The following is a 21,045-nucleotide window of genomic DNA, read 5'->3' as shown; positions in this document are numbered from 1 at the left end:
AGAAACATCTGTTTCTCTTTTTTTTTTCTTAGAAATCAAAGAATTCCATTGCTTTCTTTAAGAGTAATTCCGTATATTCCGGATCGTCTTGAGCCATTGTGACTTGTGACTGGACCATTTCAAGATCATCAGTAATCATGCCATCTGCACCGAGACGAACTGCTTTATCAAATGCCTCCGAACCATTTACGGTCCAAACATAGAGTCTCTGATCAGTTGTCCAGAGTTTATTGACAAAGTATTCGTCCAAAGTTGAGTACTCCATAGTGTAACCAGTTGCCTTGGTTCTTGGGAAGATACTGTTATAGGGAAGAATAAAGTAAACTGGAATTTCAGAATCATAAGTCAACACTTTATCAATCACATGGTAATCTAGCGATTGCATCTGGTGTCCATATTTCTTGATAGTCGCTCCGTACTTTTCGAGGAAATGGTCCATCATTTGCGGACTATCTTTTTTACTGGTCTTAATCTCAATCAGCAATTTTTGGTTTAAAGCATTTGCACGCTCTAAATAGGCATCAAAGCTTGAAATCTTTGTTTGATAACCATTCTCGTAAATATCTGTATTTGTTAATTCATCCAGAGTCAAATCTTGCGGTGTAGCATTAATACCTGTTAAATTTTTGAGGTTAGCATCGTGCATCATCACGAACTGACCGTCTTTCGTTTCCTGCACATCCATTTCGATGAGATCTGGTTTTAGTTGAGCTGTTTTTTCTAAAGACTGCACAGTATTTTGAACACCGTTTTTATTACTTACTCCTCTGTGCGAAATCACTAAAGGTGTATTGGTATCTGGAGTTTCCAGATAAACGTAGCCTTCTATGGCAAAGATGATGCTTGCACACCCCATGACACCCCATCTCATCAGATGATCTTTCTTTCGCCTTGGCATAATCTCTAGTTCTTCTCCTGTCAGGAAGGAAACAAACTTCACTAGGAAATAAGTAAGGGTCATATAATGGAAATTTTTAATCAAGACAAAATTAATTACACCGAGAATCAAGGATTCTTTTTGAGTTAGATTATCCATCACTGCTTGCGCAAAAAGCAAGGGAATTAACAAACCAAAGAAGAAAAGATACGTTTTAATGATAATGAGCAAGAGATGCCAAGAGAAGAAAAGGACATTTTTCTTTGTCTTTTGGAGACTATATTTCACACCTTCTCTTACGGTCTTTCTTTCAAAGAGAATCTTAGGAAGGGCAAACATAAATCGGACAGAGATGTAGAGAAAGATCCAAGCGGATGCTATGATCATCAGACCTACCAGCCAATGTTTACCTTCCCAATAATTCACAATAAAATCAGGGATAATAATCTTGTTGAGGTAGTAGATTTTTAAAATCTTTCGGATGAACGGGAAAAGCATAGCAATGTAAAAAAAGACAAAGGCCATCTTACAAAAGCTCAATCGCTTAACGAATAGAAAGCTCTGGTGAAATACTTTTCTACTGTACTCAATTAAAGTTCTCTTTTCATGATAGAGAAGGTGACGAGCTCCTATAAACAAAAGACAAATCTGGAAATAGGCAACCAGGAGATTGATTGCAATTAAGATGAGAAAGGCTAAACTGATAAAAGGCGAGCCTTGTATAATCGCCCAAAAGTTATTGTAGGAGATAAACAAATAACCGGTTTGTCTCAGAAGGATGCCAGCAATCCATGAATTTAATGGTAGCCAGACAAACTCAACCATCATAAATATCAAGAAAAATAGAAATAAAATCTTATCTAGGTTATAGTATATCTTCCTAAAACCTAGCTTTTTAGGTTTTTCAGGTTTCATAGGCACTCCTAGTCTAAAAATTGGGATAAATCTAAGCCACCAAAAGGATTATTCATAGAAAAACTACTCTGGTCTTCTATTAATAGCTTTCCTTCATCTGATTCCAAAAAAGCTTCGTAAACACGCGCCGTCATGCGGGCATCCTCTAAACTGTTATGAGACTTCCCATGAAAGCCTAAAAAATTTGCAACAGTTTGCAATTTAAGATTGGCTATGCCGTGTAAATCAGAACTACGGCGTTCAAAAGCCTCATCATATAGGTCGACCTTATACTGGTCACGATAATCAATACCATGCTCCAAGAGAATAGGTAAATCACTCTTAGCTGCATTGTAACCAACGATAGGTAAGTCGCCAACAAATGCTTGAAAGTCCTTTAAAACTTGTTCTACTTTTGGCGCATCTTTCAAGGTTTCAGCTGTGATCCCAGTCAAACCATTGATAAAACTCTTCAATGGTGCTGTAGTATGAACATAAGAGTCAAAAGCAGCACATTCTTGTCCATCTTGAAAGCGGACTGCTGATACTTGAATTAAATGGGTAACCCCCTCGTGTTGATTGAATTCCAAATCAAAGGCGATATAGTCTCTTAATTTTTCCATTATTTACCTCAATTACTACCCAAAATAAACTATAAATAATAAAAGAAGCCATTAGGTTAGTGAGTAACCCAAACAGCTTCTTTATTTTCCTCCAAAAAGGCGAGCAAAAAAGCCTTTTTTGGTTGCTTGGACTTCTTCTTTTGCTTGGTCCAACTCGAGTTTCAAGGTTTCTTGATCCTTCATCGCTTGAAGAGTTAACTGTTGCTGTTGGTCCAACTGTTTGTCCTTTTCAGCAATCTGTCGGTCTTTGATTCGCATCTGTTCATCTTTTTCTGATAACTGGCGGTCTTTGGCCTTGAGCTGCTCGTACAAGCGAAGAATTTCAGCGTTTTTCTCATCGACCAAGATTTCCATCAGTTCACGTTGTTTGACATCATCACTGACTGGTTCATCTTCAAAAATCGTTTTTTTGTAGATTTCTTCTAGCTTGATCAAGCCACTTCGAGTAACTACAGTTACACCTTTGTCATTTTTTTTCGTGTCCTCTTCTGGAAGTTCTTTGACACGATTGTTGATTGCTTGACGAGATAGTCCTAAGACCTCTGCAATCTCACTGACGGTCATTTCAATACTCATAATATCCTCTGAAACGTTTTCTAGCTTTTCTTTATTTAAATCTTATCATAAGCTAGATAAACTGTCAAATTTCCGCTTAATCTAAAGCCTTTAAAAAGGCTAGTAAGACTTGGGCAGAACGACGTCCAGCTTCGATAATAAATTCATCAAAAGAGATAGAGGCTTCGTGATTGGCATTGTCACTCATGGCACGAATGACTAGGAAAGGTAGACCAAGAGCCTGAGCCGCTTGTGCAATGGCTGCCCCTTCCATTTCAACTGCTAAAACATCCGGAAAGTGGGTTTTGATACTAGCAATTTTATCATCTCCAGCTATAAAACTGTCTCCTGTAGCAATCAAGCCTAGGTGCCAGTTTTGGTCCAACTGAGATAAGTTTTCTTTAATCCTATCGATAAATTTCTTATCTGATTCAAAGTAAAGAGGTTGACCAGCCATTTGACCATAAACATAGCCAAAAGCAGTCACATCCACATCATGGTAAGCTAGTCTATCTGCAATCACGACATCACCAACAGCAATCCCTTCGGCAAGAGCACCTGCTGATCCTGTATTGATGATAGCTTCTACCTGAAAATGGTCAGCTAGAATAGCTACACTCATAGCCGACATGACCTTTCCAATCCCACTCTGAACTAGAACGACTTCTGTATTGCCAACAGAGCCAGTGTAGTAAGTATTTCCGAGGACTTGGACTTCTTGAGGTTTATCCAAATTCTGAGTCAAATATACGAGTTCTTCTGGCATGGCAGCAATGATTCCAATTTTCATTTCAAGTCCTTTCAATTACAAGAGTTTCATCGCTAAAATTAACAAAATCAAAAGTAGGATGACTGCAAACAAGATGCGATTGAGTTTCGAATTAAAAACATTTCTCTTAGTGTTCTCAATGCGGCGACTCTTATGAATTGTTGGTTCTACTTCGATTGTAAGTGTATCTTGACTAAAACCGTGGTCTCTAGAGCGTGAATAACCAAAATGTTGTGAAGATGTTGGTAGAATCTTTGTTTCCTCATCATCTTGAAGAGGTGGTCCTGAAATTTTCTCACCACGATTGGCACGTTCAATCATTTCGTCTGTTAATAAAGGTTTTCCCATGGGTTTCTCCTCTATTTCTTTTGTAGTTCCCAGTACTGGATCGCCATAATGGTCTTGGCATCACAGATATGACCTGACTGGATCAGGTTCTTGGCTTCCTCTAGACTTACTTCTAGGACTTCCAAGGTTTCATCATCATCTTGTGGACGAGGATTTTCCACCTTGACCAAATCACTAGCAAGATAGAGTTTTAGTTTTTCATTACAAAATCCAATCGCAGAATAGAAATCGTACAACAGTTCTAACTTAGCTGTGTAGGCAACCTCTTCTTCCAATTCACGAAGGGCCGCTGCCATTGGATCAGCATTTTCACCAAGTTCGAGTTTACCAGCAGGAATCTCATAAGAAACCGCCTCAATAGCCTTCCGGTATTGCTTAACGAGAACGATTTTGTCCTCGGCTGTCACAGCTAGTACACAAACAGCTCCATTGTGAAAAATCAAGTCACGTTGGGCAGTCCCCTTTCCTTCTGGTAGCTCCACCTGATCTTGTACTAGTTTGAAAATAGGACCTTGATAGATTTCCTTCCGACTAATCGTTTTTTCTTCAAATTCCATGACAAACTCCTACTGGTTCTTGGGATGATGAGGGAGGCGAGTCGCATATTCATCTTTGTTGACCTGACGTCCACGGCCGATAGCAATGGCATCAGCAGGAACATTCTTGGTAATGGTTGAACCCGCTCCAATCAGAGAATTATCCCCAAGTTCTACAGGAGCAATAATAGTTGAGTTTGAGCCAACAAAGACATTATTGCCAATCACAGTTTTGTATTTATTTTTGCCATCGTAGTTGACTGTAATAGTTCCTGCACCAAAATTAACGTTGCTACCCACTTCACAGTTTCCAATATAAGTCAAATGACCCGCCTTGGTATTTTCACCGATTGAAGATCCTTTTACTTCAACAAAATTTCCAATGTGAACTTGAGCAGCCAGACTTGAACCTGGACGAATATGGGCATAAGGGCCAACAGTCACGCCGTCTGCAACACTACTTTCCTCAATCATAGAGTTGGTAATCACAGATCCAGCTCCGATAGTGCTATCCACTACATAAGTACCGTTTGTCAAAACAGTCTCCGCACCAATCTTCGTTTGACCTTTCAAGGTAACATTAGCTTCGATTTGGACTTCGGGAGCAATCTCAACATCAATGTCGATGTAAGTTGCTTCAGGATTGACAAAGCTAACACCATTAACCATGTGCTTTTGATTGATACGGCGACGCATCACTGCTTCCGCAGTCGCAAGAGCTACACGGTCATTTACGCCAAGACTTTCATCAAAATCTTTGAGAGTATAGGCCCCAACCTTCTCACCCGCATTACGGAAAATACCAATCACGTCAGTAATATAGTACTCTCCTTGGGCATTGTTGGTGTTGATGTTTTTAAGAGCCTCAAAAAGACGCTCATTGTCAAATACATAAGTTCCTGTATTGATTTCCTTAATTTGCTTTTCAAAGTCTGTAGCATCTTTCTGCTCCACAATGCGAAGAACTTCAGCATTATCATTGCGGACGATACGACCATATCCAAAAGGATCAGCTGCTTCAGCTGTTAAAATCGTCGCCACATTTTTGTGATTGATATGGAAATCCAAGAGATTTTTCAAGCTTTCACCTGTGATCAGAGGAGTATCTCCAGCGATAACCAAGGTGTGGCCTGTACGATTTTGGAGAATAGGCTCTGCCATCATGACAGCATGCCCAGTTCCTAGTTGTTCTGATTGGGTAACAAAGTCTGTCTGACCGGCTAATACTTGCTCAACTAGCTCTGCCTTGTGACCAACTACAGTAACTGTTTTTTCAGGTTGAATAGCACCAACACTACGAAAAACATGTTCCAACATCGAAATTCCAGCTACTTTGTGAAGTACCTTTGGAAGATCTGATTTCATGCGAGTACCTTTACCCGCTGCTAGAATAATGGCATAATTTGACATAATCTTCTCTTTTCTCTAGAAATTCCCTTATATTATACCATAATTTAGTTTCTTAGGAGTAAACAAACAGAGAAATAGGGAAAAGACGCCCATATATTCACTTTTTCCGATGTTTTCTTTGATTTTTTTATCTATTTACGTTAAACTATTTAAATATGAGAAAAAAGATTCATCCAGCTATTATTTTTACTTTATTTACTATATTTATAGCTATTTTGATCCTCAATAGACCAACTTATGAAGACCATCCTGTCAAGTCAAAACCCAATGCAGTCCAGGTTGAAAATCAGGCCTTGCATAATCTTGACAAACCTATTATTGACGTCTCTGGCTGGCAAATACCTGAGGAAATCAACTACGATACCTTATCTCAAAATATTTCTGGTGTTATTGTTCGTGTCCACAATGGGGCTCAGCATACTGAAACAAATAATGCCGCCTATGCCAATGGTGTCGATAAAGCCTATAAAAATCATATTTCAGAATTTCAAAAGCGGAATGTTCCAGTTGCTGTTTATGCCTATCTAGCAGGTACTGGTAAGGAAGAAATGGAAAAAGCTGCTGAGGTTTTCTACAATGCTGCTTCTCCATACAACCCTAGTTACTATTGGCTCGATGTTGAAGAAAAAACAATGTCTGATATGAACGAAGGTGTTGAAGCTTTTAGGGCTAAACTAGAAGCGCTTGGCGCCAAAAATATCGGAATTTACATCGGTGTTTATTTCATGCAAGAACATAGTATCAATACAGACAAGTTCTCTGCTGTCTGGATTCCATCTTATGGAACGGATTCAGGTTACTTTGAAACCACGCCTAATACTGATTTAGACTATGACCTCCATCAGTATACTTCAAAAGGAAGAATTGCTGGATTTGAACATCATTTAGATATTAATCTCATTTCTACCTTGAAGGAAAAAGAAGAAACCTTCAGAAAACTATTTTTAAGACCATAAGACAAGTGAAAATTGCTCTCTTTTTCACTTGTTTTTTCATTTTCTTCTCGTCTGTGTTATAATTGATAGAATAGAGAAAGAATTTTATGAAATTGAGGATTTTATGATGTTTTCATGGATTGCAAGAGTTATTAAAGGAATCGTCATCGCCTTAGGATTTATCCTACCTGGAATTTCTGGCGGTGTTTTAGCAGCTATTTTGGGAATTTACGAGCGAATGATTAGCTTTCTGGCTCACCCCTTTAAAGATTTTAAAGCGAATGTCCTATACTTTATCCCAGTAGCAATCGGGATGTTGCTAGGCATTGGTTTGTTTTCTTATCCAATCGAGTATCTGCTAGAAAATTACCAGGTCTATGTTTTATGGAGTTTTGCTGGAGCTATCATCGGTACGGTTCCTAGCCTCCTTAAAGAATCTACTCGAGAATCTGATCGGGATAAGATCGACCTAGTCTGGTTCTGGACTACCTTTATCCTTTCAGGCCTAGGGCTCTACGCGTTAAATTTTGTTGTTGGTTCTCTCAGTGCTAGTTTCGCTAGTTTCATCTTAGCGGGTGCTCTTTTAGCGCTTGGTGTCTTGGTGCCTGGTTTAAGTCCGTCAAATCTACTCTTGATTTTAGGGCTGTACGCTCCAATGCTAACTGGTTTTAAAACCTTTGATTTATTTGGAACTTTCCTTCCTATCGGAATTGGTGCAGGTGCAACCCTCATCATTTTTTCAAAATTAATGGACCATGCCTTGAACAACTACCACTCCCGTGTTTATCACTTTATTATTGGAATTGTGCTATCAAGCACCCTCTTGATTTTGATTCCAAATGCTGGAAGTGCTGAAAGTATCCAATATACTGGACTTTCTATCGTGAGTTATGTTCTCATCGCCTTCTTCTTTGCACTTGGCATTTGGCTTGGTATCTGGATGAGTCAATTGGAGGATAAGTATAAATAATGGCAAAAAAAGTAAAGATAAAAAAAACTCTTGTCGAGCAAATCTTAACCAAAGCAGGAATTGAGCACACAGGGATTCAAATCAATGCGCTTGAGGGAGAACTTCCTTCGGAATATGATCGAACTCACATCTTTAAAACCTTGGCACTATTAGGAGACAAAACGGGGCCAATCATCGGAATCGTTCCCATAACAGAACACCTGGCTGAGAAAAAACTAGCAAAGGTTTCTGGTAATAAAAAAGTGAGCATGATTCCTCAAAAAGATCTGGAAAAAACGACAGGCTATATTCATGGGGCTAATAACCCCATCGGCATTCGCCAAAAACACAATTATCCTATTTTTATTGATCAGACTGCTTTGGATTTGGACCAAATGATTGTCTCTGCTGGAGAAGTCGGGCACAGTATTATCATCCGACCTCAAGACTTAGCCAGCTTTGTAAAAGCGGACTTCGCTGATATCTTGGAGGAAAACAACTGATGAAACTCTATTTTGTCCGTCATGGTCGGACTGTCTGGAATCTTGAAGGACGTTTTCAAGGTGCTAGCGGTGACTCTCCCCTTCTTCCAGAGTCCACTGACGTTTTAAAACAACTGGGGCAGTATCTCAAGGAAATTCCTTTTGATACGATTTATTCTAGTGACTTACCCAGAGCAGTTAAGTCTGCTGAAATAATCCAAAGTCAACTCCAGGCCCCTTGTCCTTTAAAGAGCATTCCTGACCTACGTGAATGGCAACTTGGCAAACTAGAGGGATTAAAAATCGCTACGCTTAATGCCATCTACCCAGAACAAATAAAGGCCTTTCGCTCTAATCTAGCTCGGTTTGATACGAGGATGTTTGAAGCCGAATCTCTCTACTCTACGACTCACCGAACCATTCAGTTTATCAAATCTCTGAAAGGAAGTCCGGCTGAAAACATTCTGATCGTTGGTCATGGGGCAAATCTCACTGCTAGCCTTCGTACTCTATTAGGCTATAAAGAGGCTCACCTCCGCAAAGAAGGAGGCTTGGCCAATGCTAGTCTGACAGTTTTAGAGACCGATGATTTTGAAACCTTCACTCTGGAAAGATGGAATGACACTTCCTATCAAGAAAAATAATGGAACTTGATCTTAATAGTCAAGTTCTTTTTAGTTTTCAAAGAATATCCGTGAATTTCTCTGCTATTTATGATAAAATGGGAGTATCGCAAAAAATGACTCATCGTATCAAATTTTGAGTAAAATTAGGAGGAACCCATGTCTACAGAACATATGGAAGAACTAAATGACCAGCAGATCGTTCGCCGTGAAAAAATGGCTGCGCTCCGTGAACAAGGAATTGATCCCTTCGGAAAACGTTTTGAACGTACTGCTAACTCTCAAGAACTAAAAGACAAATTTGCAGAACTTGATAAAGAACAATTACATGAATTAAACGAAACTGCTACTATCGCTGGACGCTTAGTAACTAAACGTGGAAAAGGAAAAGTTGGCTTTGCCCATCTTCAAGACCGAGAAGGTCAAATCCAAATCTACGTTCGTAAAGATGAAGTTGGTGAAGAAAACTACGAAATCTTCAAAAAAGCTGACCTAGGTGACTTCCTTGGTGTCGAAGGTGAAGTCATGCGTACAGATATGGGAGAACTTTCTATCAAGGCAACTCACATCACACACTTGTCTAAAGCACTTCGCCCGCTTCCTGAGAAATTCCACGGTTTGACTGACGTTGAAACAATTTACCGTAAACGTTACTTGGACTTGATTTCTAACCGTGAAAGCTTCGAACGCTTTGTTACTCGTTCAAAAATCATCTCTGAAATCCGTCGTTATCTTGATCAAAAAGGTTTCCTTGAAGTAGAAACACCTGTTCTTCATAATGAAGCCGGTGGTGCTGCTGCTCGTCCATTTATCACTCACCATAATGCCCAAAACATTGACATGGTACTTCGTATCGCGACAGAGCTTCACTTGAAACGCCTTATCGTTGGTGGTATGGAACGTGTTTATGAAATTGGCCGTATCTTCCGTAACGAAGGAATGGATGCTACTCATAACCCTGAATTCACTTCTATCGAAGTTTACCAAGCTTATGCAGACTTCCAAGATATCATGGACTTAACTGAAGGTATTATCCAACACGCTGCTAAATCAGTTAAAGGTGATGGTCCTGTTAACTACCAAGGAACTGAAATCAAAATCAATGAACCATTTAAACGTGTTCACATGGTGGATGCTATCAAGGAAATTACTGGTGTAGACTTCTGGCAAGACATGACTTTCGAGGAAGCTAAAGCTATCGCTGCTGAGAAGAAAGTTCCAGTTGAAAAACATTACACTGAAGTTGGTCACATTATCAATGCATTCTTTGAAGAATTTGTCGAAGAAACCTTGATCCAACCAACCTTTGTCTATGGACATCCAGTAGCAGTATCTCCACTCGCGAAGAAAAATCCTGAAGATGAACGCTTTACTGACCGTTTCGAACTCTTCATTATGACCAAGGAATACGGTAATGCCTTTACTGAGTTAAACGACCCAATCGACCAACTTAGTCGCTTTGAAGCCCAAGCCAAAGCTAAAGAACTTGGTGACGATGAAGCAACAGGTATCGATTACGACTACATTGAAGCTCTTGAATACGGTATGCCACCAACAGGTGGTTTGGGTATCGGTATCGACCGTCTCTGCATGCTCCTCACTGATACAACTACTATCCGTGACGTATTGCTCTTCCCAACAATGAAATAATACTCTTCGAAAATCTCTTCAAACCACGTCAGCGTTGCCTTGCCGTAGATATATGTTCCTGACTTTGTCAATCTTATCTACAACCTCAAAACAGTGTTTTGAGCAGCCTGCGGCTAACTTCCTAGTTTGCTCTTTGATTTTCATTGAGTATAAACCCTTATCCTCTGGTACTTTCCAGAGGATTTTTCGATGCAAAAAGAGACTGAGAAAAAACTCAATCTCTTTTCTTATTCTTGATTTTTAACTTGACTGGTGGCTACATCTTCCCCAAACCATTTCTGGCTGATTTCCTGGAATTTTCCTTCTTGGTATAGTGATATAAAAGCCTGATTCAGAGCAGCTAGCAAAGTTTTATCAGCAGGTCTAACACCCACTGCAAATGCTTCACTTTCAAATCCAGCTGAAAAGACATTGTAGTCATTTAATATTCCTTCAGACTGGAGATAATAATTGGCATATACCCGGTCAATCACAAGGGCATCAATCCGATCATTTTTCAAATCAATCAAGGCTTCATTGAAACTTTGGTATTGATTGGCCTTCTGATCTTTCACTCGATTCTTGAGTAGTTCGGGTTGTCCTTCAAAATTCAAATAGCCAGAAGATCCTGCCTGGGCCCCTAAAACTTTGTCAGTCATATCCTGAATTGAGTGGATATTTTGAGACTTTTTAGAGACCAAAACTTGTTGATTTTCCATGTAAGGAATGGTAAAAGCAACCTTCTCTTTCCGTTCATCTGTAGCTGTATAGCCATTCCAGATGGCATCAATGGTACCATTTTGTAGCTCGGTTTCTTTCATATCCCAGTCGATGGGTTGAAATTTAATCTGAATTCCTAGCTTTTCAGAAACAGCTTGGGCCAGGTCAATATCAAAGCCTGCATACTGGCCATTCTTTTCCTCAAATCCCATGGGAACAAAGGTATTGTCAAAGCCAATGGTAATGCTTCCCTGTTTTTGATATTTGGCCCAATTATCCTGATTTGGATCACTTGCCTTTTGAGTACAAGCCGTCAGGAAGAAGCTAAAGAACAGAGCAAGTACAAGGGCAATTTTCTTTCTCTTCATAGGCACCTCCTAGTCCTACTTTGGATCAACCTTAAGGATCTGATCAGCAATGTTTTCCGCAAACTGAAGATCGTGGGTCACAACAATCTGAGTCATCCCACGCTCTTTATTTTGAAGGATAAGTTTTTCTACTTCTAATCGCAATTCTGGGTCTAAGGCTGATGTAGGCTCATCATATCCAATAATTTCTGGGTTAATCATCATAGCACGTGCTAAGGCCACCCGTTGTTTTTGCCCACCTGAAAGTGAGAATGGAAAGGCATCTGCATGTCCAGCTAACCCAAGTTGTTCTAACAAACCACGCGCCTTCTTCTCAGCAACTTCCTTCTCCATGCTCATTGTTTTTATAGGCGACAAGGTTAAGTTATCTAGAACTGACAAATGCGGAAAGAGTTGAAAATCTTGGAAAACAAATCCCAGAAGATTGCGCTTTTCTAGTTCGTCTATAGCTAGCGATTCGCCGTTATAGTAGATTTCCCCCGAATCGATGGTTTCCAGTCCAGCTAGCATACGTAATAGGGTTGTCTTTCCGCCTCCTGATGGACCTACGATTGCAAGGATTTGCTTTTCAGGAATTGATAGGCTGAAATTGGTTAAGATTTGTTTGCCACCAAAGGCCTTGTTAATGTTTCGTAATTCTAACATAGCAATCCTCCTATCTGTAATAACTGTACTTCTTCTCAAGTTTTTTCGCTACAATGGTTACAAGACCAATCATAATCAAATAAATCGCTCCAGCTAAAAACATAGGAACAAGACTAGCATCTCGATTGGCTGCTGTCCGACTAGCTAAAATCAAATCTGAGATCCCAAGGGCATAAACCAAAGAAGTATCCTTGACCAAACTCATGATTTCATTAAAGACGCTCGGTAAGACAATCTTTGTAACTTGAGGAAGAATGATATATCGCACTGTGTCAAAAGGACTAAACTTCAAGACCTTAGCAGCTTCATACTGCCCTTTGGGAATGGTTTCAATCCCACCACGAAAGATTTCAGCAAAGTAGGCTGCATAGTTCAATACAAAAGCGATCACAGCAGCAGGCAAACGATCTAAACGTATCCCAATGCTAGGAAGAACATAGTAAATAAAGATTAATTGCAAGAGCAAGGGAGTCCCTCGCATCACCCAAATATAAAGGTCAATCAGATAATGGAGGGGTTTCCAGCGGACTTGTAAAGCAAAGGCAACGACAATACCTAAAGGAATTGAAAAGATCAAGACCAGAGCAAAGACTTGAAGAGTCATACTTGCACCGTTCAATAAACTTGGTAATATCTCAAACATATAAGACATACTGCACCTCCTAAAAATTATTGTTCCTATTATAGCATAAATAAACAATTTAGCAAGGGTTTTTGTAAAAAAATTCTATAATTATTGAACTATACACCTTTATCTAAGAAATCAGAGCGAAATATCATCTTACAGAATTCGAAGAATTATAAGGATTCTAGACGAGAATATAGGTTTAACTTCTAATTCTGAGAGAACAATAATCAAAATATTTTTATCAAATATCTATAAAGATTTCAATGATATAGAACTCTATTTACTCTCATTCACTTCATACCTCTAGAGATATAAAAAAGAACCACTTTATAAGAATAGTATCATTTCTACTATCCATACAAGTGGCTCTTTGATGATGCCATAGCAAGGGCATCAAAATTTTTCAACTAGATTATTTAACTTTTTTGAAACGGAATAAGAGAATGGAACCAAATGCAAGTACTACTCCTACAACAGTAAGCAAGATAGTCATTTCAGATGTACCAGTATTTGGTAGTTCTTTATTTTCTTCTGGTTGTTTAGGTTTGTTATCTGAAGAACCCGGAGTCTCAGCAACATAAGTATTTATGATGGTTGGATTATTACCTGTAACTGTTGCTACAAGTTGACCTTGACCATTGTCTACAACTTTTACTGTTACTGTATAAGCATTTTTATCATAAGTTACACCAGTTTCATTACCAGCTTTTTCAGTGATCGTGTATGTGTGAATTCCTGCAGCAGTGTATTCAATCGCTGGGAAAGCAACTGTTCCGTCTGCAGCATTCTTAGCTGTAGCTACAAGTTTGTCGCCTTCTTTCAATTCAAATTCATATTTATCTGCCTCAAGAGTTTTACCATTTAGGACTTTTTTAGCAGTAATTGAAGTTGTTGCAGATTTAGCAGAATACGAATTTACAAAAACTTTATTGTCATATTTAACACTTGCAAACTTCTCACCATAAACATCTGTTACAGTAACTTCTGCGTTAATAGTCTTATCATCGTAAGCAAAACCTGGTTTTTGATCATTAACTTCTTTGATCTGATACTTATAAGTACCCACTGTAGAGAATTTAACGGCTTTAAATTTCACTTTGCCATCTTTATCATTCTTAACAGTTTCCACAACTGATCCGTTTGGATCAAGTAGTTGGAAGCTAAATTCTTCAGCAGCTAAGTCTTTTCCTTTTAACTGCTTAGAAACCTCAAATGAAACTTCTGTAGAACGTGAACCTGAACTAATACCTTCAGTTGTGGTTAATGGTGCAAAACCTTCTACATCAAAGTTTTCAGTCGAAGTCGTAATTTTAACGTTATTGAAAGCTTTCTTTGTTGTATTATCAACTGGAGCTGTGATACGAGTCTTATAAACTACATACAAACCTTGGTTGATTAGATCACCATTACCATTTGGAGTAATAGTGAAGCGATTAGAATCTTGAACAACAATGTGACTTGGATTCAAAAGAGGATGATGTTCATCCTTACCCCATTCAGTAAAGTAGTAACCTGTAATCTCACTAGCTAATACTTGCCCTTCAGGGATTGTATCTTGAATCGAAACGCCTTCATAAGGATTAGCATATTTGTTTACGCGAATATACCAATTAATATAATTTGGATCGTTCGTATCTTGAACTCCCCATTTAGTAAATCCTGTTGGATCCTCATCTGGAACAATACGAGTCAAATTGTATACTCCTGCTCCAGGAATGTCGATTGGATATGATTTATTGAGTTCAACATTATCAGCCCATACAACAGTAAATAAGGCCGAAATTTGTTTCTCTTCAGGTAAGTTAGAAAAATAATCTTCGTTAGTTACCGTTACAGTCGCTGTATTTACAGACTTATTTGTCGTTAACTCAGCAACTTTAGTGACTCCATCGTTACCAAAGATTTCAGTAGTTGAATCTGTTTCAATTTTGAATTCATTTGGAACTTTATAAACCATAAAGTCACCATTCTTCAACGTTGTTGAGTTGTCGAATTTGTAGGTGGTTTGAAGGTAAAATTTCCCTTCACCATACTCTGCACCGTCAACTAACTTATTATTGTTAATTGTCGGTACTGTCGTTAGCGTATAGCTACTAGATGGTAGTTCAGCAGCTTTAACCACATTGCTAGTTCTTAGTACTGGGATAAATACTGAAGCTACTAACAATAGCGCCATGAATGCATGAGAAAGTTTTTTATTAATCTTTTTCACAACATTTGCCTCCTTTATTTTTGGGGATAGATTCCCTTATTTATTATTATATATTCTTATATAAATTTGTCAAGTATTTCATAGTAGTTCGATGTTCAAATCATACCTTTAAACTCTTATTTTATAGGGTGTAGCAGGCTTTCATCGTTCAAAACTTCATCTAAATTGGCTATAAGAAATTCTAACATTTATATTATATTAGTAAAAAAGAAAAGACCTCTGAGGTCTTTCAAATCATTCATTTAAAGTCATTCGTTTCTGTTAATAAAATTTTACAAAAAATAGAAATCCTTAAAGTGTCTCTAATAGTTCTTGCATCTGAACATCATCTGGAACGAGTTTTAAATAAGCTTCAGCTTGCACTTTGGCTTCTTCAAAATACCCCAATTCACGTAGGAGATAAGTATACTGCTCCAGAAATTCAGGATTATCCTTGAGATCAAGCGATAGTTCCTGATAGAGCTCATAGGCCTTATCTAAATCCTCAATTTCCTGATAAGAACGGGCAATCATCCACTTGGTCAGGAGGTTTTCAGGTTCTTGACTTTGGAGAGCAATGATATCTTCGTACCGCTCTTGTTCCATATAAATGGTTGCAAGGCGAAGGAAAATTTCTTCTGTATCCTCTGCATCTTCTTTGGCAGTAAGGAGAAATTGCTCTGCACTACTAGGATCATGCAATTCATACGAAAACTGAGAAGCAGCCAGTAAGAGCCGAGTTTCAAATGGATTTTTCTCCAAACCTTGTTTAGCGATACGAAGGGCCTCTTCCACCTGATGTTCCTTATGCAAAGCTTGACTATAACCATATTCATATCCTTCAAAGTCAGGTGAAATGGTATCAATCTGCTTAAAGTAAAGAACAGATTTTTGATACTCTTCTTGGTCAAAGTAAAGACTAGCCAGTTCAAAGGCAGTTTGGTCATCGTATTCTAATTCTAAAGCTTTTTCTAAGAATTCAGTTGCAGCTTCAAACTTGCCTAACTGGGCATAAGCGTAGCCAATTCGTTGATAGGTTGAGACACCCGTTTGCTCATAGATGGAGCGATTGTCTAATTGAGCATAACCCTGAATAGCTTCCTGATAATTTCCTAACTCACTATCCAACTCAGCCAAACCAAAAACTAATAAGGGATCGTCTGAGTAGTTTAGGGCTTCCAGTAACTTTTCACGCGCTACATCTGTCAATCCTTCCAACTGATAGAGGTCAGCCTTCAAGGCCAAAGCCGACACGTACCAGTCACTTTCGGGTGTGATTTCCTCAAGGTAAGCAAAGGCTTCCTCAACATTGCCATCCTCACTAGCAATACTTGCTAAATTCAGATTCACTTCTGGAAATTCTGTAACGATTTTTTGGTAAATTTCTTTTGCTTGAGGATAAAAGCCAATTCCCTCTAGATAGCTTGCTAGTTCGTAAAGAACTTCACTTGAATCTGTTTCGAGGGCTTTGTGAAAATACTGATCCGCTTTGATTAAATCCTGTTCATCCAAAGCCTGGAGCATGTGTTGACTATTGTTCACTCTTGATTTCCTCCCCTTCTTCTTCATACAAACCGCTGACTTTTTTATACCAGTTAAAGATAGCTGAGATAACGACCTTGGCAGAAGCATAGACAGGAATTCCCAGCAAGACTCCCCAAATACCAAACATAGAACCTGAAGTTAGGAGAACAAATAGGACATTGATTGGATGGATGTTTAGCTGACTACCTAAAATAAGCGGAGAAACGAAGCGACCTTCAATCGTTTGTTCAACAATAAAGACAATAATCACTTTCAAAAGCATCACAGGTCCTGCTATCAAGCCCAAAACCAAAGCAGGCAACATGGCAAGAAAACTACCCAGGTAAGGTACTAGATTGAGGATACCAGCCGTGATCCCCAGAGTCACAGCATATCTGAGACCAATAATCTTAAAGAAGATAATAAACATAATTGCCACGATAATAGCAACTGTAACCTGCCCTCTAACATAGTTTGACAACTGTTTATTAACATCTGACAAAACTTGTCCGACAGGTTCTTTTAACTTGTTTGGGATAAACTTAGTCAAATAGTCTCGTAGACCTTTCCCATCTCTCAAAAGATAAAAGAGCATGAAGGGTACGATAATAACCGCAACAATGACCTGGGAAACGCTACTGATAAAGGCGCTAACCCAGTTAACAGCTTGAGAAGAGATTTTGCTGGCCCACATGGTCGCCTCACTAGAAACATTGGAAAGAACCTGCTCCAACTGTGGTCTAAAATCATCTGGCAAGCGTTTGGTTACAAGGTCATTGATCACCTTATCAGCATCTTCCAGGTATGTCGGCACATTCTTCGCAAAATTTAAGACTTGACGTTGCAGATTAGGAATTGCGACTGCCAATCCCCAAATGATAAAGAGTCCGATAATGACAAAAACAATACTAATGGCAAGAACACGATTGATCTTGTGCTTCTCCATCCAGTCCACAATCGGATTGAGGAGGTAATAAAGTAAACCAGATAAAATAACTGGCAACATGACAACCCCTAAAAAGTCCAATACCGGTAAAAAGATAAAACTAATCTTACTTAGAATAAAAATGTTTAGCCCCAGTAACAAGGTTACTAAAAATACAGTGATGGCTTTATTATCTAAAAACCACTTAAAAAACCAAGATAGGCTAAAATGTTTCTCTTTATGTTCCATAAATACATCCTTTCTGTCATTCTCTCATTATACCATTTTTAGACTAAAATAACTCTTTTTTAAAGTGCTTACATGGATGAATCTGATGCTTCATGACTGCCATTTTGTGGTATAATGAACTTATCATTATTAAGAGGTATGGACATGAAAGAAACTGTTTATTTTGGAACTTACACTCGTCGCTTATCTAAAGGGATTTACAAGGCAGATTTTGATACAGAAACAGGCCAGCTTGCAGATCTTGAACTCTTTGCTGCTGAACCAAGTCCGACCTACCTTGCCTTTGACCAACAGCAACACATATACACCGTAGGAAGCCAGGATGGCTTAGGTGGAATCGCTGCATACAAGACAGATGGCGCTTTGCTAAATCATGTGGTTGAAGAAGGCGCTCCCCATTGCTATGTGGCAGTGGATGAAAAACGTGGTCTCGTATACGGAGCTAACTACCACAAAGGCCAAGTTCTAGTTTATAAGCGCCAAACGGATGGTAGCCTCATCCAAACGGATCTAGATCAGCATAGAGGACAAGGCCCTCATGAAAACCAAACTTCTCCACATGTACACTTTACAGATCTAACACCTGACCAGTATCTCGTCACCTGTGATCTAGGTACAGATGAAGTAACGACCTACGATGTTAGTCCAGAAGGAAAACTAAGTAAGCTCCACACTTATCACGGCCAAGCTGGAGCAGGTGCTCGCCACATCGTTTTCCACCACCACTATAAGATTGCCTATCTCATCTGCGAACTTAATAGCACTATCGAGGTCTTGATTTATGATGGGGTCGGTGAATTTGAACGCATGCAAGTCATTTCAACCTTACCAGATGGATACGAAGGCTTCAATGCTACTGCTGCCATTCGTCTTTCAAAAGATGGCAAATACCTCTATGCATCTAACCGAGGTCATGATTCCATTGCAGTCTATACAATCCTCGCTGATGGTAGCTTGGAATTATTAGAGATTGTACCAAGTCATGGTAAAAATCCACGTGATTTCGACCTAACTCCTGATCAAGAGTTTCTCATTGCTGTTCATCAAGATTCTGATAACGCAACCGTCTTTAAACGCAATCCTAAAAGTGGTCGTCTTGCAGAACTTTCTAACGACTTTCATGTCCCTGAAGCAGTCTGCATCAACTTCCCACATTAAAAAAAATGAACTTGAGTTTCAAGTTCATTTTTTTATAGTCTATTTCCGACATTGATACGGTTGATAGCACGTTGCAATGCGATTTTTGCACGACGCTCTTGGTCAATCAAATGCTTGTCATGGGCTTCTTCGATTTCTCGTTCAGCGCGAAGTTTTGCACGTTCAGCACGACTGATATCGATATCACGAGCACGTTCTGCTGAGTCTGCTACAATAGTAATGATGTCATTGGCAATCTCGATAATTCCTCCGTTCACTGCAATCCAGTTCACATGAGTATCATCATCGATACGTTTTACCTTCACTTCATCAACCGCTAAAACCGCAATCATATTTTCATGTCGTGGCAAGATCCCCATCTCACCATCCAGAGTTCGTACCGATACAAAGCTGGCATGGTGATCATAGACGAGGCCATCTGGTGTCACGATCTGGACAGTTAAATGAGCCATAGATCACCTCTTAAAATCCCATTTTCTCTGCCTTAGCAATGACGTCTTCGATTGAACCGACACCACGGAAGGCATCTTCTGGTAACTGGTCATGTTTTCCTTCAAGGATTTCCTTAAAGCCACGAACTGTTTCCGCTACTGGCACATAAGAACCAGGTTGACCAGTAAATTGTTCTGCAACGTTAAAGTTTTGAGACAAGAAGAACTGGATACGACGGGCACGTGCAACCAAGGTCTTTTCTTCATCAGAAAGTTCATCCATACCAAGGATAGCAATGATATCTTGCAATTCATGGTAACGTTGAAGGACACGTTTAACCTCAGCAGCTACTGCGTAGTGCTCCTCACCAACAATCTCAGGTGCCAAGGCACGAGAGCTTGAAGCCAACGGATCAACGGCTGGGTAGATACCCAACTGTACCAACTTACGTTCCAAGTTTGTAGTTGAATCCAAGTGAGCAAAAGCTGTGGCTGGCGCAGGGTCAGTATAGTCATCCGCTGGCACATAGATAGCCTGGATAGAGGTTACAGAACCCTTCTTAGTTGATGTGATACGCTCTTGCAATTGACCCATTTCCGTAGCAAGTGTTGGTTGGTAACCAACGGCTGAAGGCATACGACCCAAAAGGGCAGATACTTCTGAACCAGCTTGAGTGAAACGGAAGATATTGTCGATAAAGAGAAGCACATCTTGGCCTTCTACATCACGGAAGTATTCGGCGATTGTCAAACCAGTAAGGGCAACACGCATACGTGCTCCTGGTGGTTCATTCATCTGACCAAATACCATTGCTGTTTTCTCTATAACGCCTGATTCTTTCATTTCCCAGTAAAGGTCATTCCCTTCACGAGTACGTTCTCCAACACCGGTAAATACTGAAATACCACCATGTTCTTGGGCAATGTTGTGAATCAATTCTTGGATCAAGACAGTTTTACCAACTCCGGCACCACCGAAAAGTCCAACTTTCCCGCCTTTAAGGTATGGGGCAAGAAGGTCGATAACCTTAATCCCTGTTTCCAAAATTTCAGATGAGGTAGACAATTCATCAAAAGTTGGAGCTTTCTTATGAATTGGCTGACGCTCAGCGTCCTCAGCGAAAGGAGCATCCAAGTCAATGGTATCTCCCAAAACGTTGAAGACACGTCCCAAAGTTTCTTTACCTACTGGAACGGAGATTGGACGGCCTGTGTCCAAAACTTCCATTCCACGAGTCAAACCATCTGTTGATTCCATGGCGATCGTACGGACCATACCATCACCCAACTCTAAGGCTACTTCAAGGACGATTTTTGTTTTTCTTTCGTCATTTTTGTAGACGACAAGTGCATTATTAATCTCAGGAAGTGTTTCCCCTGCTGCAAACAAGACGTCTACAACGGGTCCGATAACCTGAGCAATTTTACCTGAACTCATCTCCTTCTCCTATTCTATATAAGATACTGTCGGTTCCTAGTTCAACTAGGTCCTAATACTCTTCGAAAATCAAATTCAAACCACGTCAGCGTCGCCTTGCCGTACTCAAGTACAGCCTGCGGCTAGCTTCCTAGTTTG

The 21,045-nt window shown here is 39.5% G+C and carries 21 protein-coding genes; 6 read left to right on the top strand and 15 right to left on the bottom strand.

The window, feature by feature from the left end; genetic code table 11:
- Positions 1-28: 28 nt before the first annotated feature.
- From GMD1S_RS03380 to glmU, 7 genes are all read right to left on the bottom strand, one after another.
- The gene (locus tag GMD1S_RS03380) at positions 29-1,792 is read right to left on the bottom strand and encodes a glycerophosphoryl diester phosphodiesterase membrane domain-containing protein (protein ID WP_000801706.1); all 1,764 of its coding nucleotides are present in this window, start codon (positions 1,790-1,792) and stop codon (positions 29-31) included.
- A gap of 8 nt (positions 1,793-1,800) precedes the next feature.
- The gene (locus tag GMD1S_RS03375) at positions 1,801-2,394 is read right to left on the bottom strand and encodes a 3'-5' exonuclease (RefSeq protein WP_000413624.1); all 594 of its coding nucleotides are present in this window, start codon (positions 2,392-2,394) and stop codon (positions 1,801-1,803) included.
- 81 nt (positions 2,395-2,475) lie between these two features.
- Positions 2,476-2,970 (bottom strand): chromosome segregation protein RocS, encoded by a 495-nt coding sequence (gene rocS, locus GMD1S_RS03370; protein ID WP_000021252.1) that lies wholly within the window; start codon positions 2,968-2,970, stop codon positions 2,476-2,478.
- Between the two features lie 76 nt (positions 2,971-3,046).
- The gene (locus GMD1S_RS03365) at positions 3,047-3,739 is read right to left on the bottom strand and encodes a 5'-methylthioadenosine/adenosylhomocysteine nucleosidase (RefSeq protein WP_008278101.1); all 693 of its coding nucleotides are present in this window, start codon (positions 3,737-3,739) and stop codon (positions 3,047-3,049) included.
- A 15-nt stretch (positions 3,740-3,754) separates the two neighbouring features.
- Positions 3,755-4,066 (bottom strand): cell wall synthase accessory phosphoprotein MacP, encoded by a 312-nt coding sequence (gene macP, locus GMD1S_RS03360; protein WP_000517872.1) that lies wholly within the window; start codon positions 4,064-4,066, stop codon positions 3,755-3,757.
- Between the two features lie 11 nt (positions 4,067-4,077).
- Positions 4,078-4,623, bottom strand: coding sequence for an NUDIX hydrolase (locus tag GMD1S_RS03355; RefSeq protein ID WP_000393795.1), 546 nt, complete (start codon positions 4,621-4,623; stop codon positions 4,078-4,080).
- A gap of 9 nt (positions 4,624-4,632) precedes the next feature.
- Positions 4,633-6,012 (bottom strand): bifunctional UDP-N-acetylglucosamine diphosphorylase/glucosamine-1-phosphate N-acetyltransferase GlmU, encoded by a 1,380-nt coding sequence (gene glmU / locus GMD1S_RS03350; protein ID WP_000073758.1) that lies wholly within the window; start codon positions 6,010-6,012, stop codon positions 4,633-4,635.
- A gap of 155 nt (positions 6,013-6,167) precedes the next feature.
- Here glmU and GMD1S_RS03345 point away from each other — a divergent pair, with 155 nt between their 5' ends.
- The 5 genes from GMD1S_RS03345 (at position 6,168) to lysS (ending at position 10,651) form a co-directional block, all read left to right on the top strand.
- Positions 6,168-6,968, top strand: a complete 801-nt coding sequence (locus GMD1S_RS03345) for a glycoside hydrolase family 25 protein (RefSeq protein WP_001227573.1) — start codon at positions 6,168-6,170, stop codon at positions 6,966-6,968.
- A gap of 106 nt (positions 6,969-7,074) precedes the next feature.
- On the top strand, positions 7,075-7,917 hold the full coding sequence (locus GMD1S_RS03340; protein WP_008278099.1) for a DUF368 domain-containing protein: 843 nt from the start codon (positions 7,075-7,077) through the stop codon (positions 7,915-7,917).
- A complete protein-coding gene (locus GMD1S_RS03335; protein WP_001085913.1) occupies positions 7,917-8,399 on the top strand; it encodes an aminoacyl-tRNA deacylase in 483 nt (160 codons plus the stop codon). Before GMD1S_RS03340 ends, GMD1S_RS03335 begins: the two co-directional genes overlap by 1 nt.
- Positions 8,399-9,022: a histidine phosphatase family protein gene (locus GMD1S_RS03330; protein ID WP_000780824.1), complete on the top strand. Its 624-nt coding sequence runs from the start codon at positions 8,399-8,401 to the stop codon at positions 9,020-9,022. Before GMD1S_RS03335 ends, GMD1S_RS03330 begins: the two co-directional genes overlap by 1 nt.
- 138 nt (positions 9,023-9,160) lie before the next feature.
- The gene (gene lysS, locus GMD1S_RS03325) at positions 9,161-10,651 is read left to right on the top strand and encodes a lysine--tRNA ligase (RefSeq protein WP_000102442.1); all 1,491 of its coding nucleotides are present in this window, start codon (positions 9,161-9,163) and stop codon (positions 10,649-10,651) included.
- A 227-nt stretch (positions 10,652-10,878) separates the two neighbouring features.
- On the opposite strand, the gene GMD1S_RS03315 is transcribed toward lysS, so the two are convergent.
- The 6 genes from GMD1S_RS03315 to GMD1S_RS03290 form a co-directional block, all read right to left on the bottom strand.
- Positions 10,879-11,718, bottom strand: a complete 840-nt coding sequence (locus GMD1S_RS03315) for an amino acid ABC transporter substrate-binding protein (protein ID WP_000823417.1) — start codon at positions 11,716-11,718, stop codon at positions 10,879-10,881.
- Between the two features lie 15 nt (positions 11,719-11,733).
- On the bottom strand, positions 11,734-12,363 hold the full coding sequence (locus tag GMD1S_RS03310) for an amino acid ABC transporter ATP-binding protein (protein ID WP_000891744.1): 630 nt from the start codon (positions 12,361-12,363) through the stop codon (positions 11,734-11,736).
- A 10-nt stretch (positions 12,364-12,373) separates the two neighbouring features.
- A complete protein-coding gene (locus GMD1S_RS03305; protein WP_000121156.1) occupies positions 12,374-13,015 on the bottom strand; it encodes an amino acid ABC transporter permease in 642 nt (213 codons plus the stop codon).
- A gap of 388 nt (positions 13,016-13,403) precedes the next feature.
- Complete coding sequence (locus GMD1S_RS03300; RefSeq protein WP_000723554.1) at positions 13,404-15,203, bottom strand: Spy0128 family protein; 1,800 nt, start codon at positions 15,201-15,203, stop codon at positions 13,404-13,406.
- A gap of 291 nt (positions 15,204-15,494) precedes the next feature.
- The gene (locus GMD1S_RS03295; RefSeq protein ID WP_001065926.1) at positions 15,495-16,724 is read right to left on the bottom strand and encodes a tetratricopeptide repeat protein; all 1,230 of its coding nucleotides are present in this window, start codon (positions 16,722-16,724) and stop codon (positions 15,495-15,497) included.
- Complete coding sequence (locus GMD1S_RS03290; protein ID WP_000400294.1) at positions 16,714-17,880, bottom strand: AI-2E family transporter; 1,167 nt, start codon at positions 17,878-17,880, stop codon at positions 16,714-16,716. Before GMD1S_RS03290 ends, GMD1S_RS03295 begins: the two co-directional genes overlap by 11 nt.
- 144 nt (positions 17,881-18,024) lie before the next feature.
- On the opposite strand from GMD1S_RS03290, the gene GMD1S_RS03285 reads away from it, so the two are divergent.
- Positions 18,025-19,038, top strand: a complete 1,014-nt coding sequence (locus GMD1S_RS03285; RefSeq protein ID WP_000665595.1) for a lactonase family protein — start codon at positions 18,025-18,027, stop codon at positions 19,036-19,038.
- Positions 19,039-19,070: 32 nt separating this feature from the next.
- On the opposite strand, the gene GMD1S_RS03280 is transcribed toward GMD1S_RS03285, so the two are convergent.
- Positions 19,071-19,490: a F0F1 ATP synthase subunit epsilon gene (locus GMD1S_RS03280; RefSeq protein WP_000940836.1), complete on the bottom strand. Its 420-nt coding sequence runs from the start codon at positions 19,488-19,490 to the stop codon at positions 19,071-19,073.
- Between the two features lie 10 nt (positions 19,491-19,500).
- Positions 19,501-20,907 (bottom strand): F0F1 ATP synthase subunit beta, encoded by a 1,407-nt coding sequence (atpD, locus tag GMD1S_RS03275; protein WP_000094372.1) that lies wholly within the window; start codon positions 20,905-20,907, stop codon positions 19,501-19,503.
- Between the last annotated feature and the right edge of the window lie 138 nt (positions 20,908-21,045).

Source organism: Streptococcus sp. GMD1S, from assembly GCF_000296875.1.
Taxonomy (GTDB): domain Bacteria; phylum Bacillota; class Bacilli; order Lactobacillales; family Streptococcaceae; genus Streptococcus.
This window is presented reverse-complemented; position numbering and strand designations above follow the sequence as displayed.

What these genes read in the sequence shown, in the direction of transcription:
- GMD1S_RS03305 (WP_000121156.1), bottom strand. Translation starts at nt 13,015, where the DNA reads ATGTCTTATATGTTTGAGATATTACCAAGTTTATTGAACGGTGCAAGT.
- GMD1S_RS03335 (WP_001085913.1), top strand. Translation starts at nt 7,917, where the DNA reads ATGGCAAAAAAAGTAAAGATAAAAAAAACTCTTGTCGAGCAAATCTTA.
- GMD1S_RS03310 (WP_000891744.1), bottom strand. Translation starts at nt 12,363, where the DNA reads ATGTTAGAATTACGAAACATTAACAAGGCCTTTGGTGGCAAACAAATC.
- lysS (WP_000102442.1), top strand. Translation starts at nt 9,161, where the DNA reads ATGTCTACAGAACATATGGAAGAACTAAATGACCAGCAGATCGTTCGC.
- GMD1S_RS03365 (WP_008278101.1), bottom strand. Translation starts at nt 3,739, where the DNA reads ATGAAAATTGGAATCATTGCTGCCATGCCAGAAGAACTCGTATATTTG.
- macP (WP_000517872.1), bottom strand. Translation starts at nt 4,066, where the DNA reads ATGGGAAAACCTTTATTAACAGACGAAATGATTGAACGTGCCAATCGT.
- GMD1S_RS03330 (WP_000780824.1), top strand. Translation starts at nt 8,399, where the DNA reads ATGAAACTCTATTTTGTCCGTCATGGTCGGACTGTCTGGAATCTTGAA.
- GMD1S_RS03280 (WP_000940836.1), bottom strand. Translation starts at nt 19,490, where the DNA reads ATGGCTCATTTAACTGTCCAGATCGTGACACCAGATGGCCTCGTCTAT.
- GMD1S_RS03380 (WP_000801706.1), bottom strand. Translation starts at nt 1,792, where the DNA reads ATGAAACCTGAAAAACCTAAAAAGCTAGGTTTTAGGAAGATATACTAT.
- GMD1S_RS03355 (WP_000393795.1), bottom strand. Translation starts at nt 4,623, where the DNA reads ATGGAATTTGAAGAAAAAACGATTAGTCGGAAGGAAATCTATCAAGGT.
- GMD1S_RS03290 (WP_000400294.1), bottom strand. Translation starts at nt 17,880, where the DNA reads ATGGAACATAAAGAGAAACATTTTAGCCTATCTTGGTTTTTTAAGTGG.
- rocS (WP_000021252.1), bottom strand. Translation starts at nt 2,970, where the DNA reads ATGAGTATTGAAATGACCGTCAGTGAGATTGCAGAGGTCTTAGGACTA.
- GMD1S_RS03315 (WP_000823417.1), bottom strand. Translation starts at nt 11,718, where the DNA reads ATGAAGAGAAAGAAAATTGCCCTTGTACTTGCTCTGTTCTTTAGCTTC.
- atpD (WP_000094372.1), bottom strand. Translation starts at nt 20,907, where the DNA reads ATGAGTTCAGGTAAAATTGCTCAGGTTATCGGACCCGTTGTAGACGTC.
- GMD1S_RS03375 (WP_000413624.1), bottom strand. Translation starts at nt 2,394, where the DNA reads ATGGAAAAATTAAGAGACTATATCGCCTTTGATTTGGAATTCAATCAA.
- GMD1S_RS03285 (WP_000665595.1), top strand. Translation starts at nt 18,025, where the DNA reads ATGAAAGAAACTGTTTATTTTGGAACTTACACTCGTCGCTTATCTAAA.
- GMD1S_RS03340 (WP_008278099.1), top strand. Translation starts at nt 7,075, where the DNA reads ATGTTTTCATGGATTGCAAGAGTTATTAAAGGAATCGTCATCGCCTTA.
- GMD1S_RS03345 (WP_001227573.1), top strand. Translation starts at nt 6,168, where the DNA reads ATGAGAAAAAAGATTCATCCAGCTATTATTTTTACTTTATTTACTATA.
- glmU (WP_000073758.1), bottom strand. Translation starts at nt 6,012, where the DNA reads ATGTCAAATTATGCCATTATTCTAGCAGCGGGTAAAGGTACTCGCATG.